Genomic DNA, 17,750 nt, shown 5'->3' with positions numbered 1-17,750 from the left:
TTGAAGAGAGAACTGCACTGATGGCCCTGGCAATTTTTGATCTGGACGAAACGTTGATCCACGGCGACTGCGCCACCCTCTGGAGCGAGCAGATGGGGCGCCTGGGCTGGGTCGATCCCGAGCCGTTCATGCGCAAGAACAACGAACTGATGGACGCCTACAGCCATGGCAAATTACGCATGGAAGATTACATGGCGTTCAGCCTCGAACCGCTGATCGGCCGTACGCCAGAAGAAGTCGAGCACCTGGTCGGGCCGTGGGTTGAAGACTTTATCGAACCGATCATCTTCAGCGACGCGACCAAAACCATCGCCGCGCACCGCAAGGCCGGCGACCGGATTCTGGTGATCTCGGCGTCGGGCACGCACCTGGTCAGACCGATTGCCGATCGACTCGGCATCGACGAGATTCTAGGGATTGAACTGGAAGTCGCGCACGGCGTTTACAGCGGCCATACCGTGGGCACGTTGACCTACCGCGAAGGCAAGATCACTCGCCTGCTGGAATGGCTGGACGCCGAAGAAGAAAACCTCGAGGGCGCGAGTTTCTATTCCGATTCGCGCAATGACTTGCCGCTGCTGTTGAAAGTGGATTTTCCACACGTGGTCAATCCGGATCCGGTGCTACTCGAGCACGCAGAAAAATCCGGCTGGCCGATCCACCTCTGGAAATAAAAGCAAAAGATCGCAGCCTTCGGCAGCTCCTACTTTTGGAATGCGTGCCTCTGTAGGAGCTGCCGAAGGCTGCGATCTTTTGACCTTGCTTTGCTGTCAGCTCAAACCCTCATTGATCACCAACACCAACTTGCCCGCCACCGTATTGCTCGCCAGTTCGGCAAACGCTGCTTCGGCATCCTTCACCGCAAAGGCTCTGGCCAATTGCGGACGCAAGCGGCCCTCGGCAAACAGCGGCCACACATGCTGGCCCAGATCACTGAGCAGATCGGCCTTGAATTGATCGCTACGGCTGCGCAACGTCGAACCGAGCAGTTGCACACGCTTGGCCAACACCTGCGCCAGATCCAGTTTCGCCTCGCGCCCGCCCATCAAACCGATCAGCACCCAACGTCCGTCCAGCGCCATCAGCTTGAGGTTCAGCGCCGCATAATTGCCGCCCACCGGGTCGAGAATCACATCGAACGGCCCGAAGTCGCGCAGGCTTTCAATTTCATCGGTGCGCACCACGCCGCCCTGCGCACCCAATGCTTCGCAGTAAGCCAGGCGTTCGGCGGAACCGACGCTGACCCAGCACGGGTTACCGAAGGCTTTGCACAGCTGAATGGCGGCTGAACCGATTCCACTTGCGCCGGCGTGCAGGAGAATTTTCTCACCGGGTTTCAGCGCTGCAAGTTGAAACACATTCAGCCAGACGGTGGCGTACACCTCGGGCAATGCCGCCGCCTCGATCAGCGAAACACCTTCGGGCACGGGCAACACATGCCGTCCGTCGACGACCACCTCTTCAGCCATGCCGCCCCCGGCCAATAAGGCGCAAACCCGGTCGCCAACCTGCCAGGACGAGCCCGCGCCGACCTCGCTGATCACCCCGGAGCACTCAAGACCAAGCACTTGGCTGGCCCCGGCTGGCGGCGGATAAAGCCCTGCTTTCTGTAATAAATCGGCGCGATTGAGGCCGGCTGCCGCCACCCGGATGCGGACTTGTCCTACATCGCACGTCGGACTCGGCTCTTCAACCCATGCCACTTGACCTTCAACGCCTTGCAATGCCTTCACACTGCCTCCATAGTGAGTCTGGACTGAGCCCGAAGCTGTAGCGCCGGGCTTTTTGCATTATGCGACCGGCTCTCAAAGAACCGGCGACTTCAAAGACGGCCTAATATGCGTTATCAATTGTCCCCGCGTCGAATCAGCATGAAGCATCTGCTCCCCAGCACCGCCCTCGCTCTTTTCATCGGTATCGGCCTGTTGCCGGTGTCGGGCACCACATTCGCAGCCAACAGCTGGGACAAGTTGCAGCCTGATCGCGATGAAGTCATCGCCAGCCTGAACGTCGTCGAGTTGCTCAAGCGTCACCACTACAGCAAGCCGCCGCTCGATGATGCGCGCTCGGTGATCATCTACGACAGCTACATCAAGCTGCTCGACCCGTCGCGCAGCTATTTCATGGCCAGCGACATCGCCGAATTCGACAAGTGGAAGACCCAGTTCGACGACTTCCTCAAAAGCGGCGACCTCAACGCCGGGTTCACCATCTACAAGCGCTATCTGGACCGCGTCAAGGCGCGTCTGGACTTCGCCCTTGCCGAGCTGAACAAAGGCGTCGACAAGATGGACTTCAACACCAAGGAGACCTTGCTGATCGATCGCAAGGACGCGCCTTGGCTCAAGTCCACCGCAGAACTCGACGACCTCTGGCGCAAACGCGTCAAGGACGAAGTGCTGCGCCAGAAGATCGCCGGCAAAGACCCGAAGCAGATCCAGGAAACCCTGACCAAGCGCTACAAGAATCAGCTGGCGCGTCTCGACCAGACCCGCGCCGAGGACATCTTCCAGGCGTACATCAACACCTTCGCCATGTCCTACGACCCGCACACCAATTATCTGTCGCCGGATAACGCGGAAAACTTCGACATCAACATGAGCCTGTCCCTCGAGGGCATTGGCGCCGTGTTGCAGAGCGACAACGATCAAGTGAAGGTCGTGCGTCTGGTGCCGGCAGGCCCGGCGGACAAGACCAAGCAGGTCGCTCCGGCCGACAAGATCATCGGCGTTGCCCAGGGCAACAAGGAAATGGTCGACGTGGTCGGCTGGCGTCTGGACGAAGTGGTCAAATTGATTCGCGGCCCTAAAGGCACCGTGGTGCGTCTGGAAGTCATTCCGGCGAGCAATGCGCCGAACGACCAGACCACCAAGATCGTGCCGATCACCCGTGAAGCGGTGAAGCTCGAAGATCAGGCCGTGAAGAAGTCGATCCTCAGCCTGAAACAGGACGGCAAGGACTACAAACTTGGCGTGATCGAGATCCCGGCCTTCTACCTCGACTTCAAGGCATTCCGTGCCGGCGATCCGGACTACAAGAGCACCACTCGCGACGTCAAGAAGCTGCTGACCGAGCTGCAGAAGGACAAAGTCGACGGCGTGGTCATCGACCTGCGCAACAACGGCGGCGGCTCCCTGCAGGAAGCCACCGAACTGACCAGCCTGTTTATCGACAAAGGTCCGACCGTGCTGGTGCGTAATGCCGATGGCCGTGTCGACGTCCTCGAGGACGAAAACCCGGGCGCGTTCTACAAAGGCCCGATGGCGCTGCTGGTCAACCGTCTGTCCGCTTCGGCTTCGGAGATCTTCGCCGGCGCCATGCAGGACTACCACCGTGCGCTGATCATCGGTGGCCAGACCTTCGGCAAGGGCACCGTGCAAACCATTCAGCCGCTGAACCATGGCGAACTGAAACTGACCCTGGCCAAGTTCTACCGTGTCTCCGGGCAGAGCACCCAGCATCAGGGCGTACTGCCGGACATCGACTACCCGTCGCTGATCGACACCAAGGAAATCGGCGAAAGTGCCCTGCCGGAAGCCATGCCGTGGGACACCATTCGCGCGGCGATCAAGCCGGCGGCCGATCCGTTCAAGCCGTTCCTCGCCCAGTTGAAGTCCGAACATGACTCGCGCACCAACAAGGATGCCGAGTTCGTGTTCATCCGCGACAAGCTGGCCCTGGCGCAGAAACTGATGGAAGAAAAAACCGTCAGCCTCAACGAAGCCGATCGTCGTGCCCAGCACGCCGACATCGACGCCAAGCAACTGGCGATGGAGAACATCCGTCGCAAGGCCAAAGGCGAAGAACCGCTCAAAGAGCTGAAGAAAGAAGACGAAGACGCACTGGCCGCTGCCGAGCCGGACAAGGTCAAACCAGAAGACGATGCCTACCTGAGCGAAACCGGGCGCGTGCTGCTGGATTACCTGAAACTGAGCAATCAGGTGGCCAAGAAGTAAGTGATGGCAATTTAGTGCTGGCGATCCCCGGATCGTCATCAAACAGTCATCATTCTGTCGTGCAATAAAGGACCGGGAGCAGGCGCTCCCGGTCCTTTTTTATCGCCAGAGACTGCCATGACCACGACCGAACAGCTGAGCGCCTTGAGCTCGATCCTGACTCAAAGCGGTTTACACAGCCTGTTCCAGCCGATCATCTGTCTTTCCGAACGCCGCATTCTCGGTTACGAAGCCCTCACCCGTGGCCCGTCCAACAGCCCTCTTCACTCGCCGATTGCCCTGTTCGCCGTGGCGCGACAGGCTGGTCGATTGAGTGAACTGGAAATCGCCTGCCGACAAAGCGCCTGCCGCCGCTTCAACGAACAGCAACTGCCGGGCAAGCTGTTCCTCAATGTCTCACCCGAGTCTTTGCTCGAAGCCGCGCACCAACCGGGCCGCACATTGCAGCTGCTGCAGGACTTGGGGATTGCGCCGAGCCAAGTGGTGATCGAACTCACCGAACAGACGCCGATTGACGACTTTCAGTTACTGCAAACCGCCCTGCACCACTACCGGGCGATGGGCTTTTCCATTGCTCTGGACGATCTCGGTGCCGGCTATTCAAGCCTGCGTTTATGGTCAGAATTGCGTCCGGACTACGTGAAGATCGACCGACACTTCATTGATGGCATTCATCAGGACGCCTTGAAAAGAGAGTTTGTCGGTTCGATTCTGCAAATCGCCAAAGCGTCCCGCGCGCAGGTCATTGCTGAAGGCATCGAGCTACCGGAAGAACTCGCGGTGCTGACTGAAATGGGCGTCGACCTGGTGCAGGGCTACCTGCTCGGCCGCCCTCAGGAACATCCATCCCGCGACGCTCGCGCGATGATGCCCAAACACGATAGCAGCGCCGTCGCGCTGAATGACGAAGGCAGCGACCTCAGCGCCCTGCTCAACGACCAGCCCGCCGTGCAACGCGATACGCCCACCGCGACGGTACTGGAAGCCTTTCGCCGCCAGGCCAACCTCAATTCGCTCGCGGTGCTCGACGAACAAGGCCAGCCCTGCGGCATCGTCCATCGCCACTCGCTGTCGGACGCACTGCTCAAACCGTTTGCCACCGATCTGTTCGCGCGCAAACCGATCAGCCGCCTGATGAACGATGATTTCCTCGCCGTGGAAATCAGCCAGTCGCTGCAGCAAGTCAGCCGCCTGATCACCAGCCGCGCCCGCCAGCGCATCGAAGAAGACTTCATCATCACCCTCAACGGCGGTTATCTAGGCCTCGGCCGAGTGATCGACGTGCTGAAACTGATCACCGAACTGAAAATCCAGCAGGCGCGCTACGCCAATCCCCTCACCCTGCTGCCGGGCAACGTACCGATCCAGCAGTGCCTCACCCGCCTGCTGCAACAGGCCCGCGAGTCCATTATCTGCTACGTCGACATCGACAGCTTCAAACCCTTCAACGACATCTACGGCTACGGCCGTGGCGACGAAGTCCTGCTCTGCCTGGCCCAATGCCTCAACGAACGCATCGACCCCACCCGCGACTTCGTCGGCCACATCGGCGGCGACGACTTCCTCCTCGTCCTCGGCCCCGAAGACTGGCGCAAACGCCTCAACCAACTGCTCGACGATTTCCAAAGCCAATGCCGCCGGTTCTATCGGCCCGAGCATCTGGAAGCCGGTTGTTTTGTAGCGCCAAACCGACAGGGTGTGCGGCAAGAATTTGCGTTGTTGTCGTTATCGATTGGGGTGGTGCATTTGCGACCTGAAGCTTGTGCAACGCTTGATGCCAGCCAGCTTGCGGAGATGGCTTCGCAGGCTAAGCATCATGCGAAGGGGGTTGTGGGGTTTAGTGTGTATTTGCTCGATGCTATAGCGCCTCCGGCCCAGACATCACAGCTAGTTGGTTAAACCCCAGCACAGTAGCGCATCATGAACTCCATGTAGTTCACAATCATAATCTAGCGATCACATGCCCCTCTTTCAAGACACGGAAGGGTAGTAAGTAGTCACGACTAATTCTCAATCTATCGGATAGTCGCAAGCCCAAGGGGGAACGAACAACTCTGGATTGATCCCATTCAATTCAAGAAAGGCATTTATTTCGTCCTCCGTCTCCATTTTTTTCAGTTTTGTAATTGTGGTATCGCTAGCACCAAAACTATCTCTGGTTCCCAAAATATGAACTGGCACGGTGAACTCAATGAAGACGAACTTAGAGCTCTTGGAATCCTCAAGGAAGTCGTAATAGCGTTCTCCTGGGTGCCTATCCATAAAATTCAAGTGATACACAGCATAAATGGCAGCCCATTTCCGAAGCGAACGATCATGCGAAGGCATCTCTTGGGCTATCTCTGTGTAATTTCTAGCTTCCAGCCCCCACCATACTTTTCTAGAAATCACTTTGTAAATGCTCATTTTTCCGTTTGATGAGGCTCGCCCCATATTACTCTCGTGTGAATTCGTTAGTTCACAGACTCCATCAACATCGCGTTGTGTGCTCTACGCCGGCGGTGGCAATGGACTAATCAAATCGGATACCCGCACCGCCATGGGGGGCAGAATAATTCCGGATTGATCGCGAGCCGTTCCAAAACCGTATAGATATCCTCCTCAGAATTAACAGGCAAAAAGTTTAATATCACGACATCCCGATCATCAATACCATCGCTGGAGCCAATTTCTTTAATAGCCAGAGTAAACACTACAATCGAAAACCTAAACCCTTTCGATTTATGAATAAAATCGTAATATTGATGCGGATCGCCTGAGAAAGAATATTTGTATATAGCATATATTGAGACCCATTTTCGACTTGAGTGATCTTTGCACGGAAGTTCTTGTGCAATATTGTCGTAGCTCGTCCCTTCGAGTCCATACCATACGCTACGAGCGATTTTCTTCTGCTGTTTCATTTTTGACCTGCAAATGAGTTTGGCCAGTAAATTCGGATTACTTTGCCGTCCTTTGGATGCAATTGTAGATGAGGCATGACAGCATGCGGATCGTCAGGACTATGATTTGCCATGTAAACTTTTCGATTCACAACATTAGATACAGCTGTGTCATCCCAGTGATAGTACGATTCTTTCCCAAAGGGCGTTTGGAAATAGTCTTTGGCGGTAACGGAATTGAACTCTTCAGCATTCCTATATCCTTGACCTAAATATTTCCCTCTGAACAATTCTTCAGCTTCAGCTCGACTGTTAACAGTAACGTCCTTAGCACCTTGATCCAGCAGCGCAGAAGCTCGTTTAACGCTAGGACTCGACCATTCTATATCCGGTGGAAGAGGTTCTCTGGTATCAACCTTTGCATTCCCGCATGGTGCCGTTGGATTCCCTTTTCCGTCTCCATCTGGCGGGCATCCGTTCAACCCCAACGGATCCACCCACCCCGTCGGATTCGGCACGTACTGGTACTGATTCAACCCACCCGCCAGCTTCACCGGATCCGGCGTCAGATACCGCCCAAGCCTCGGGTCGTAATACCGATGCCGGTTGTAATGCAATCCGCTTTCAACATCGAAGTACTGCCCCTGAAAACGCAGCGGTTGGTCCAGATAGTCTTCGCCGGCGAGGGTGACGGCGGCGACTTTGCCGTAGGCGTCGTATTGCGCGGACCAGACGATTTCGCCGCTGTAGTCGGTGAGTTCCTGCGGGGTGCCGAGGTGGTCGAGTTGGTAGTAGAAGGGGCAGGCTTTTTTCGGGCCTTTGCCGTCGAGCATCGCCAACGGGCGGAAGGTGCCGGGTTCGTAAAGGAAGCTGCGGTATTGGCTGGCGCTGCTTTCGGCGACGAGGTGTTCGCCTTGCCAGAAGAACTCGGTGATGGCGCCGTCGACGGTTTTGCGGATACGGCGGCCGAAGGCGTCGTATTGATAAGTGGCGGTCTGGCCGTCGGGGCGGGTCAGGCCGATCAGGCGGTGCTGGCAGTCGTAGCGGTATTCGGTGACCAGGGTCTGGCCGTGGCCTCGGCGTTCGCGGATCAGGTTGCCGAAGGCGTCGTAGTCGTAATGGCGGTCGCCTTGCATCAGCAGGCGGTTGCCCTTGATCTGCGCGGGACCGGGGCGGTCCTGCATCAGCAGGTTGCCCGCCGGGTCGTGGGCGAAGGATTCGGGCAGTTCGTCGCGCGAGTGACGTACGCGGATCAACCGGTCGAGGGCGTCGTAGCCGTAGGTGCGCTGGCCGTGGCGGCTGTCGGCGATGTGCTCGAGATTGCCGTTGGCGCTGTAGGCATAATCGCGGCGGTACAGCGAAGCGTGGCGATGACCTACAGCGTGGGCAAGCAAGCGGCCCTGATCGTCGTAGGAGTATTCGCTGAGCAGCAGACCTTGCTGGCGTTGCTGTTCACGACCGCAGTGGTAGACGTGGCGCGTGAGCGGCGTGCCGTTGAGGTCGATAGCGCTCAGCGCACCGCCCTTGGCGTAGTGATAATCGAGCTTGCTGTTGTCCGGCAGGCGCAGGCGTTTGAGCTGGCCGCAGGCGTCATAGGCGTAGCGCAAGGTGCCCCAGCCCTGATGCTCGGTGATCAGTCGATCCTGACGGTCGTACTCGAAGGCCAGCGGATGGTTTTGCCCGTCATCGACACCGATCAACCGACCGAGGCGATCGTAGTCGTAGCGAGCTTTGAGCCCATCTGGCAGAGTTTTGACCAGCAAACGCCCGGCCTTGTCGCGCTCATAGTGGGTGACCAGACTGGGGCCGAAATCACCAAACTCGGTCTTCTCCAGCAAATGACCATTAAGGTCGTAGGCATAAGCCGTGCGCCGCCCATCAAACCCGGTTTCCTGTCGGATCAATCCGGTCGGCGTGTAATCCAGTCGGTACTTTTCTCCGGACTCGTTTTCAATCTCGGTCAGCAACAGCCGCGTATGGTCATAGCGGTACTGCACGTGGGTGCCGTCAGGATTGATCCGCCGCGAGACCATGTGCAGGTCGTCGTCATATTCGTAGCGGGTGATGCGCCCGAGTTCATCGCGCTCAGCGGTGATCTGGCCGTAGGCGCCGTAGCTGTAGGCGTGCGTGCTGCCCGTAGGAGAAGTCGTCAGGATCAGTCGGCCGGCCGCGTCCCACTGCTGACGACTGACAACACCAAATTCGTCCTGGGTGGTAATCCGCCGGCCCAGCGCATCGTAGGAAAAACGCCGCACGCCGCCGTCCGGCAGGGTTTCTTCGATGAGCTGGCCGAGCTCGTTCCACACCCAGCGGTGGCGGCTGCTGTCCGGATAACGCAGCGACAGCAATTGCCCGCGCAGGTTGTAGTAGTAATGGGTGACCTGGCCGTCGGGATCGACCGCTTCGGTGACGGCGCCTTCAGCGTTGCGCCGATAGATCCACACCGCATCACCACGGCAACGCTTGTAGAGAAAACCGTTGCGGTACTCGTAGGACGTTGGTGCATCGTCCGGCGGAATCAGCGCGATCAGCCGTCCGAGTTCGTCATAGCGGTATTCGGTAACCGCGCCCAACGCATCCTGCTCGGCGATCAAGCGCCCCTGCTCGTCATAGGCCTTGAGCTGCTCGCCGCCATCGGCCGCAACCTGGCGCACCAGCCGTGCGCGCTCGTCGTGGACGTAGACTTCTTCGGTACCGTCGACGTAATGCACGGTCACGCTGGCGTCATCATCGTTCCAGACGTAACGGGTGTTCATCTGCGAGAACGACGCCCAGTGCCTCACGCAGCGGGCGGCTTTGCCCTCGCGCTGCCACTCCCAGAAGAAGCTCGCACCGCCGGTCAACTGGCGCTGGAGGATGACGTGGTGGTCGTCGTAGTCGTAGCGCTCGCTGTCGCCGACCGCGTTGGTCGCGACCAGCAGGCGTTGCCGGGCATCGAAGCTGTAGGTGGCAAGGTTTTGCTCGGTGGTCCACTCGCCCTGGACGAACACCTGATAATCGACTGCCACCAGCTGCGTGCGGTCATAACGCAACAGCAGCGCGCGGCCGGCGCCGTTGTCCAGACGCTGAATGCGGTCGGAGCGATCGCGTTGCAGGGTCAGACGATTGCCGTAGACGTCGCTGATCGCCGTCAGCCGGCCGGCGCGAAAGTGGTAGAACCGCGCGCTGTCGCCGGCCAGAGCCAGAATCAGTTCTTCCGGTTCCTCGCCGAGAAAGATCGCCGCCCGCGACAGGCTGTTGTGAATCGCTGGACGCGCGACGTTGGGCAGGGGAAAACGGGTGCGGCGGTTTTCGTGGTCGATCCAGATCACGCCGTCGCCGTCGAAGGACAGGCGATGGGCCAGCGTGTGGCTCCAGCCAAAACCCAGGCCGATGTCGATCTCGACCGCGCTGCTGCGGTACAAGCGGGTGAACTCGAAGGGCAGCACGCCATCAAGCACTGCGTCGGTCAGGGTCAGCAGTTCTTCGCCGGTGACCATCGACACCGGGCAGCCGTTTTTGCAAGTATTGGGCACGCAATCGGCGGCATCGCCGTTGGGGTTTTTCGCCTGGTCGGGGACGTCGTCGTGGGGCTCGTCTTTCTTCAACATGGCGTTGCGCTTGGCATCCCAGCGCAATTGCATCCGGCCCTTTTTCACCCCGGCGGCGATGCCCCGCGCGGCAACGGCTTTGTAGCGGTCGACGTATTCAATAAAGGCGTTGACGATGCTGAACAGCGCCTTGACCAGACGCTTGGCGACGTTGAACAGCTGCGCTGCGCGGTCAGCCAGACGCAGCGTCAGATAAGCGATCCCCGCCCCCGCTCCGACAAACGTCAGCACCACGCTGATCAACACATCGATGATCAGTTGCACGATCATCATCGACGCCACTTCAGCAGATTTGCCGGCAATCTCGCTGGGCGGCAGCATGTCCAGCCACAGGCTTGCCGACCGCAGCAGCAAGCACATCGCCGCTTCGTCACTGACCAGCAACTGCAGCTTTTCCATGAGATCCGGAGCGGTCTGTGCCAGCTCGATCAGATCAGCCGCGCCACTGCCCAAACGCTCGGCGAACTTGCCGGGTTCCTGAAGAATTTCCGAGAGCAGTCCGAGGCTGTCCCATACCCCCTCGATGGCCGCCCAACTGCCGGCGAGCATGCCGTTGCTGGCTGCGGCCGCTACCGACTGTGACCACTGCGGCTTGAAACCTTGCCACTCGCTACGCAGCCAGCCGTCCAGCTCGCCGGTCAAACCGTCATAGGATTCGAACAGCTTCGCGACTTGATTGGAGGTGACAGCGCTGTGCACAAGAACGCGGTAGAACTTGCCCTCTTCACCTCTGAATTCGCCCTTGCCCTGCTGATCAAGGGTGACCGGCGCGGTCTTGCCGCTATCCACGTCGACCACATCGACGGAAATGTTGCCCAGCGGGATGTCGTAGACCGATTCGAACTTGCTCTCGATCTGCATGAGCCCGCCCTGCGGGCACTGGACGACGCTGGAAGAAAACTCCTCGTCGCTGCTACTGACCGCCGTGCTGCGATCGCCGAAGCGAATGATCCGCTCCATACCCACCAGCGATGGCAGGTCTGCTGCCTCACTGATCTGGTCCACCCTGCGACTGAGCCAGTGATCGAGCTGTTTGCGGTAGAGGCTGAGCGTTTGCGGAAAGCTGTCGAGTTCCTGCTCGATGCGCGCGATGGCTTCCATCAACACACGCGAGCAAACAAGGTGGACTGAAAAACGGGCTGAAGCATGAGCGGTCCCTCGCGCAAGAAATTAGTCGCGGGAACTGTGCGGGGGATCAAAGAGGAAAGAAGTCAGGCGAGTAGGCAAAGGATGTAGGACTAATCTGCAATCCAACATCCAGCGAAAAACGTGCAGGCAAAAACGTAAACGCGGCGTGAGGAAAACCTCACGCCGCGTTTATTTAAAAGACATACATGGAATTACTGCGTTGAATCACCAGCCATCAGCCGTTGCAGCTTAAGCTCGGCCAACGGGTGGCCGGCTTTGGCGGCCATGCTCCACCAACGAGCGGCCTCAGCGGGATCCGGCGCCTTGCTCGGGGTACCGGCGAGGCTGATCACGCCGACTTGATACGCCGCTTTACCATCACCAGCCAACGCCGCCAGACGCAGTAAACGCACCCCTTCTTCACGCGCGCCCAACCCGACGCCGCGAAAAGTCAGAATGTGCCCATAAAAGCTTTGCGCACCGACATCGCCGAGGTTGGCCATTCGTGCAAACTGGCCTTCGAGCCAGCGCCAGCCACGCGGCTGGCGAACGAACCACGACCAACGAAACAGCCGGCGGGCCAGCCAGTAACCGGCCCGCGCCTTGAGCCGCAGAAACACTCAGGCCTCCGCCGATTCCGGGTATTCGTATTCGAAGACCCGCACCACTTCCGACGCATGCCAGGACGCCGCCGCAACGCCATCCGACGGCCCGGAAAAGCGCCCCAGACGCTCGACACATTCAAAAAAACCGGTACGCGGCAAACGACTGGCGCCCTGACTGATGACCAGCGAACTGCGCAACGGCTGCTCGGCTTTGGCGTCCAGTGCGGCCAGATGCTCCAGTGCAGCCGTCAACGTCTGCATCGCCGGAGTCGGTAGCTGCAAACGCTCAAGCAAGGCTCGATAGGTCAGAAGATGGCGCTGACGGCGCGCCTGATCCAGTTCCCCCAGCAATCCGTCCCAATGTTGACGACTGATGCGTACGCTCACGATTCATCCCTCCAACCTGGCACCGTCAGTTCCCAGGCCAGGCTGCGGCGAATCGCGGCGTCTGGCTGACGCTCACCACTTTCGATCATGGCCAGGTAAGACGGGCTGATGCCTACCGTGCGGGCCAGCGCCTCGATGGCGATGCCCTTCCCTTCGCGCAAACTGCGTAATTGATCCAGACCCGGAAGAATCGGCTCCGGCGAGGCGGCGAGCGGCGCTGCTGGCTGCTGCACCGGTGTTGCGTTGATCCCTGCTGCTTTCAGTAAAGCCTGATATTGAGCCCACGGCAGAACCGCGTATTCGGGTTCGCCATCGCGTGCAATTATCTGAATATCCATGACTACCCCGTAGGACAACACCACTTAGCGAGTCGGCACTTTTCCCTAGAAGTGTAATCCTAACAGCGGCCAAGGTCGCGAGTGGTATCTATCTGTAGGCAGTCTTCGTCAGTCAGGGCTTTTTCGGGCCTTGCAGCTGCAATTGTTCAGGGGTATCAGGGAGGCGTTCAACCACCGCCAGCTTCTCCGGTTGCTGGCGCTTGCGCCACAGACGAAAGGCGTTGAGCTCGTCATCGAGGGTTTTCATCAGCCAGGCGAGGACAGCGATGTCATCGAGCATGCCGAACATGGGGATGAAATCCGGAATGGCATCCACCGGGCTGAGGAAATACATCAGGCCCGCCACCACCGAAATCAGCGACTTGGCACTGATCGCGCGATACTCGCCACGCCAGTAGGCCAGGCACAGCGACTGCAGCAAGCGCAGATCATCCTTGAGTTTGCCCAGGCGATTGCCTTGCGCGGCGCCTTTGCTGGCCACGGCAAACAATAGGGTCGGCAGGCGTCCACGGGCCAGCAGGCGACCGGCCAACGGCAGGAATCGAGCGAAATTCCACGGAGCTTTCATCTATTCTTCCCGTTGAAATGTTATCCACACAAATTGTGGATAACCTTGTGAACAGAGCTGCATTTCAGCGCTGAGAGCCCCGTTTCATAAGGGCTGCGCTCAGATCGGGCGTTTTTTACTCACATAAAAAAGCCCAATATTTCATTGACTTGGCAGCTCAGGGCGTCTAGCGCGGGCAGCCTCAAAGCTATGACTGTGTTGAACGGCGTCAGTTCGCTCTGTTTACCTTTCCTGACCTGCAGATGCAACAACGCCCCGCATAAGCGAGGCGTTGTTGGCGATGCCGTTGCGTGTTACTTGGCAGCGGCGTCTTCTTTGGCTGGATCCTTGATGGCCAGCAGTTCCAGGTCGAAAACCAGAACCGAGTTGGCCGGGATTGCCGGGCTTGGCGACTGAGCGCCGTAAGCCAGATCGCTAGGGATGTACAGTTTGTACTTCTCGCCAACGTGCATCAGTTGCAGACCTTCAACCCAACCCGGGATCACGCCACTGACTGGCAGATCGATCGGGCTGCCGCGCTCTACGGAGCTGTCGAACACGGTGCCGTTGGTCAGCTTGCCGGTGTAGTGAACAGTGACTACGTCGGTCGGCTTAGGCTGTGGGCCGTCGGCTTTCTTCACTACTTCGTACTGCAGGCCGGAAGCGGTAGTGGTTACACCGGCTTTCTTGCCGTTTTCTTCGAGGAATTTCTTGCCGGCGGCTGCCGACTCTTCGCTCATCTTGGCCATACGCTCTTCAGCACGCTTTTGCAGCGAGGCGAAGGCTTCGACCAGTTCTTCATCTTTCAGCTTCTGTTCTTTCTTGCCAACGGCATCTTCGATGCCCTGGGCTACCGCTTTGGAGTCCAGATCATCCATGCCTTCCTGGGCAAGGCTTTTGCCCATGTTCAGGCCGATGCCGTAGGAAGCTTTTTGCGCCGGGGTTTTCAGCTCTACGCTGGTCTGCGAGTCACAACCCGCGAGTACCAGGCTAACCAGGGCTACCGCCGCCGCCAACCGATGCTGTTTCATGCTATTTCCTTGTTCATGCGCCGAATGGGCAATCGAGTAAAGCCGCGAGCTTATCAGGCCGCCACGACCAATGGCTACCGGCATGAGAGCAGGAATCTTCCGATAAGTTCAGGGATTAAAACGCATTTGGGCAACGGCTGGATGAAGCTTCTGTCATCCACGGACGACAAGCGTCATCGGAGCTTGCCTCAGCGTCTGGCGTAATGGCCACTTGCCCAGCAGTCATGGCTCAGGCATAACAGCGCAACAATTCGACAAGGATGTTTAACTTGCGCCTTCTATTCCGCGTTCTCACTCTGGTGATCGTGCTGGCGATAATCGCCCTCGCGGTGACCGTCTATTACGTCGCCAATCCGAAATTGCCCTCCTACACCCCGCCGCAACAGGTACGTTACCTGGATCAATGGAGCGAAGAGCAACGGCGGACCTACTACTTCACGCCCCAAGGTACGCAAGTCAAAGGCCTGCGTTACGAGTGGTTCCAGGCATTGGAATTGCCGTTCTCCGAGCAGCGCTTCGCCTCCCCTGAATATCTCGCCCGTTTCGGCTTCCTGGTCGACCCGCAGCAGAAAGCGAGCGCGAACAACCCCGGCAACCTTCCCGTCGGTTTTGCCCGGCACCAGAATCCCGGCAACGCCTCGGAGCATTATCTGGACATCACCTGCGCCGCTTGCCACACCGGCGAGTTGCGCGTCAAAGGCCAGGCCGTACGTATCGATGGCGGCAGCGCACAGCACGTGTTGCCTTCCAGCGTTCCTACGTTGCGCGGTGGCAGTTTCGGACAGGCCCTGGTCGCCAGTCTCGCCTCGACTTACTACAACCCGTGGAAGTTCGAGCGCTTCGCCCGCCAGGTGCTCGGAGATGATTACGAAGCGCGCCGCGAACAATTGCGCAGCGAGTTCAAGACCTCGCTGAACACCTTCGTCAAAGTGGCGTGGAACGACACCCATCGCGGCCTGTACCCGACCGAGGAAGGCCCGGGGCGCACCGATGCGTTCGGCCGGATTGCCAACGCGACGTTTGGCGATGCGATTTCCCCTGCCAACTACCGTGTGGCCGATGCCCCGGTGGATTACCCGCAGCTGTGGGACATGTGGACGTTCGACTGGGTGCAGTGGAACGGCTCGGCTCAACAGCCAATGGCGCGCAATATCGGCGAGGCGCTCGGCGTCGGTGCCACGCTGAATTTCTTCGACGGCAACGGCCAGCCGCTGCAAGGCGCTGAGCGCTATCCCTCCAGCGTGCGCGTGCGCGATCTGCACGCTATCGAAGAAACCTTGCAGCAGTTGAAGCCGCCGACCTGGCCGGAAGATCTGTTCGGAGCGATCGACAAGCCGCTGGCCACCAGAGGCCGCGCGCTGTTCGCGGAAAACTGCGCCGGCTGCCATGTCCCGCGCCAATCGCAGGAAGGCGAACGTTGGGTGCAGCACTTGCACATGATTCCCGTGGAGGTGATCGGTACCGATCCGAATGCGGCCAACAACGTTGCCAGCCATCGTTTCGACCTGAGCGCGCTGCAATGGGATGTCAAAGAGTTGGAAAAAATGGACGTCAGACTGCACCCCGAACCTAAAGCGCCGCTTGATCTGAGCCAATTGTCGGTGGCCAAGGGCCTGGCTTACGTCACCGCGTTCGTGGAAAACCGTGCCTATCGCGACGCGCAGATCACGCCGGAAGAAAAACCGCGCGTGGACGGTTTCGGCCTGCCGATCGGCGTGCGCGAGAAGGTCGCTTACAAGGCTCGACCGCTGGCTGGCGTGTGGGCGACTGCGCCGTTTCTGCACAACGGTTCGGTGCCAAGCATCTATCAGTTGCTGTCACCGCAGGATGAGCGCGCCACCACCTTCTATAAAGGCACGCTCGAATACGACCCGCGCCACCTCGGCTATCGCACCGAACCTTTCACCAACGGTTTTCTGTTCGACACGCGCATCAGCGGCAACCATAACAGCGGCCACGAATTCCGCGCCGGCGCTCGCGGCAACGGGGTGATCGGCCGCCTCCTGCAACCAGAGGAGCGCTGGGCGCTGCTCGAATACCTGAAAGTGCTGGGCGGACCACTGGAGGCGCAGTTGCCATGATCATGCCGACATTCAAAAAAGAACTGCCGCCACTGGCTCGCTTCTGGCTCTGGTTGGGGCGTTTGCTTGGCAAGACGCTGCTGATCCTGCTGATCATCGGCCTGCTCGGCTGGGCCATCGCCGCCGCGTGGTTCGCTTGGCAGCATCGTGGGCCGGTGTCGGCGCAGGAACAGATTCCACCAGGCGAAGCGGCGATGACCCAGGACATCATTCAAACCGCTGTGCGCATCGTCGACCAGCATCGCGAAAGCACGCGTTATCTGCGCGATGCCCACGCCAAAGCGCATGGCTGCGTGAAGGCGCAAGTGCAGGTTTTACCGGAACTGGCGCAATCGCTGCGACAGGGTGTGTTCAGCGAGCCGGGCAAGACCTGGCAGGCGCTGATCCGGTTGTCCAACGGTAATGCCTACCCGCAATTCGACAGCATTCGCGACGCGCGCGGGATGGCAATCAAGCTGTTCGAGGTTCCTGGCAAGCAACTGCTCGGCAACCGCCAGGACCAGCATGAACAGGATTTCGTGATGTTCAGCCATCCGAATTTCTTTGTCAGCGATGTCGCCGAGTATCGTCAGAATGTGGCGGCGCAGGCTGACGGCAAGAAGGTAATGGCGTTTTTTCCGACATGGGATCCGCGCACCTGGCAGGTCCGTCATCTATTCATCGCGTTGGCAACCCTGTCAGCGCCGCCGGACAGTCCGACCGAGACTACATATTTCTCTGTATCACCCTACAAGTTCGGTGAGGCCAATGCGAAATTCCGCGTCGTGCCGGATCCGGAGCGTTGCCCGGCGTATACCTTGCCCAAACAGAATCACGACTTGCCGAATTTTCTGCGCAGTGCACTGAATCAACAGTTATCCACGGATCGGGTGCCGGCGTGTTTTGCCCTGCAGATCCAGCGCCAGGACGCGAACAAGTACATGCCGATCGAAAACACCAGCATTGAGTGGCGTGAGCAGGATGCGCCTTTTGCAACGGTGGCGCGGATCACCCTGCCCGCGCAGGACTTCGATACGCCGGCGCTGAATCTGCAATGCGACAACCTGTCGTTCAACCCGTGGTTCGGCATCGAGGCGCATCGGCCGGTGGGCGGGATCAATCGCTTGCGCAAGGCAGTGTACGAGGCGGTGAGCGACTATCGGCATGCCCGCAATGCGGCGCAGTAGCGCGGCGATTTCATAAATCGCAGACAGCAAAAAGCCCGC

Annotated in this window: 14 protein-coding genes; 5 read left to right on the top strand and 9 right to left on the bottom strand. The window is 58.9% G+C overall.

Annotation, left to right across the window (positions count from 1 at the left end):
- Positions 1-20 precede the first annotated feature (20 nt).
- Positions 21-674, top strand: coding sequence for an HAD family hydrolase (locus AB4N41_RS17040; RefSeq protein ID WP_252877724.1), 654 nt, complete (start codon positions 21-23; stop codon positions 672-674).
- A 96-nt stretch (positions 675-770) separates the two neighbouring features.
- On the opposite strand, the gene AB4N41_RS17035 is transcribed toward AB4N41_RS17040, so the two are convergent.
- Positions 771-1,733, bottom strand: coding sequence for a zinc-binding dehydrogenase (locus tag AB4N41_RS17035; protein WP_252877723.1), 963 nt, complete (start codon positions 1,731-1,733; stop codon positions 771-773).
- Between the two features lie 138 nt (positions 1,734-1,871).
- On the opposite strand from AB4N41_RS17035, the gene AB4N41_RS17030 reads away from it, so the two are divergent.
- Both AB4N41_RS17030 and AB4N41_RS17025 read left to right on the top strand, forming a co-directional pair.
- On the top strand, positions 1,872-3,956 hold the full coding sequence (locus AB4N41_RS17030) for a carboxy terminal-processing peptidase (RefSeq protein WP_177434207.1): 2,085 nt from the start codon (positions 1,872-1,874) through the stop codon (positions 3,954-3,956).
- A gap of 117 nt (positions 3,957-4,073) precedes the next feature.
- Positions 4,074-5,855 carry a bifunctional diguanylate cyclase/phosphodiesterase gene (locus tag AB4N41_RS17025; protein WP_236169464.1) on the top strand — a complete coding sequence of 594 codons (1,782 nt, stop codon included), beginning with the start codon at positions 4,074-4,076 and terminating at the stop codon, positions 5,853-5,855.
- A 111-nt stretch (positions 5,856-5,966) separates the two neighbouring features.
- Here AB4N41_RS17025 and AB4N41_RS17020 read toward each other — a convergent pair whose 3' ends face one another.
- From AB4N41_RS17020 to AB4N41_RS16985, 8 genes are all read right to left on the bottom strand, one after another.
- Positions 5,967-6,362 (bottom strand): hypothetical protein, encoded by a 396-nt coding sequence (locus tag AB4N41_RS17020; RefSeq protein ID WP_252877722.1) that lies wholly within the window; start codon positions 6,360-6,362, stop codon positions 5,967-5,969.
- Between the two features lie 110 nt (positions 6,363-6,472).
- On the bottom strand, positions 6,473-6,859 hold the full coding sequence (locus AB4N41_RS17015) for a hypothetical protein (protein WP_252877721.1): 387 nt from the start codon (positions 6,857-6,859) through the stop codon (positions 6,473-6,475).
- A complete protein-coding gene (locus tag AB4N41_RS17010) occupies positions 6,856-11,529 on the bottom strand; it encodes an RHS repeat-associated core domain-containing protein (RefSeq protein ID WP_460137862.1) in 4,674 nt (1,557 codons plus the stop codon). Before AB4N41_RS17010 ends, AB4N41_RS17015 begins: the two co-directional genes overlap by 4 nt.
- Positions 11,530-11,768: 239 nt before the next feature.
- The gene (locus tag AB4N41_RS17005) at positions 11,769-12,176 is read right to left on the bottom strand and encodes an SEL1-like repeat protein (RefSeq protein WP_252877720.1); all 408 of its coding nucleotides are present in this window, start codon (positions 12,174-12,176) and stop codon (positions 11,769-11,771) included.
- Positions 12,177-12,548 carry a hypothetical protein gene (locus AB4N41_RS17000; RefSeq protein WP_003223109.1) on the bottom strand — a complete coding sequence of 124 codons (372 nt, stop codon included), beginning with the start codon at positions 12,546-12,548 and terminating at the stop codon, positions 12,177-12,179.
- Positions 12,545-12,886, bottom strand: coding sequence for a helix-turn-helix domain-containing protein (locus AB4N41_RS16995; protein ID WP_056783977.1), 342 nt, complete (start codon positions 12,884-12,886; stop codon positions 12,545-12,547). Before AB4N41_RS16995 ends, AB4N41_RS17000 begins: the two co-directional genes overlap by 4 nt.
- A 112-nt stretch (positions 12,887-12,998) precedes the next feature.
- Entirely contained in the window at positions 12,999-13,454 is a 456-nt protein-coding gene (locus AB4N41_RS16990; RefSeq protein ID WP_016773733.1) for a YkvA family protein, read from the bottom strand.
- Positions 13,455-13,747: 293 nt separating this feature from the next.
- A complete protein-coding gene (locus AB4N41_RS16985) occupies positions 13,748-14,464 on the bottom strand; it encodes an FKBP-type peptidyl-prolyl cis-trans isomerase (protein ID WP_016773732.1) in 717 nt (238 codons plus the stop codon).
- A 269-nt stretch (positions 14,465-14,733) separates the two neighbouring features.
- Between AB4N41_RS16985 and AB4N41_RS16980 the strand changes: the two genes are divergently transcribed.
- Both AB4N41_RS16980 and AB4N41_RS16975 read left to right on the top strand, forming a co-directional pair.
- A complete protein-coding gene (locus tag AB4N41_RS16980; RefSeq protein ID WP_252877719.1) occupies positions 14,734-16,545 on the top strand; it encodes a di-heme-cytochrome C peroxidase in 1,812 nt (603 codons plus the stop codon).
- Positions 16,542-17,711, top strand: a complete 1,170-nt coding sequence (locus AB4N41_RS16975; RefSeq protein ID WP_252877718.1) for a catalase family protein — start codon at positions 16,542-16,544, stop codon at positions 17,709-17,711. The genes AB4N41_RS16980 and AB4N41_RS16975 overlap by 4 nt, the downstream gene beginning before the upstream one ends.
- The last annotated feature ends 39 nt before the right edge of the window (positions 17,712-17,750 follow it).

The organism is Pseudomonas sp. S2_A10 (assembly GCF_054668465.1).
Note: the sequence above shows the minus strand (reverse complement) of the source record. Positions and strands in the feature narration are given on the sequence as shown.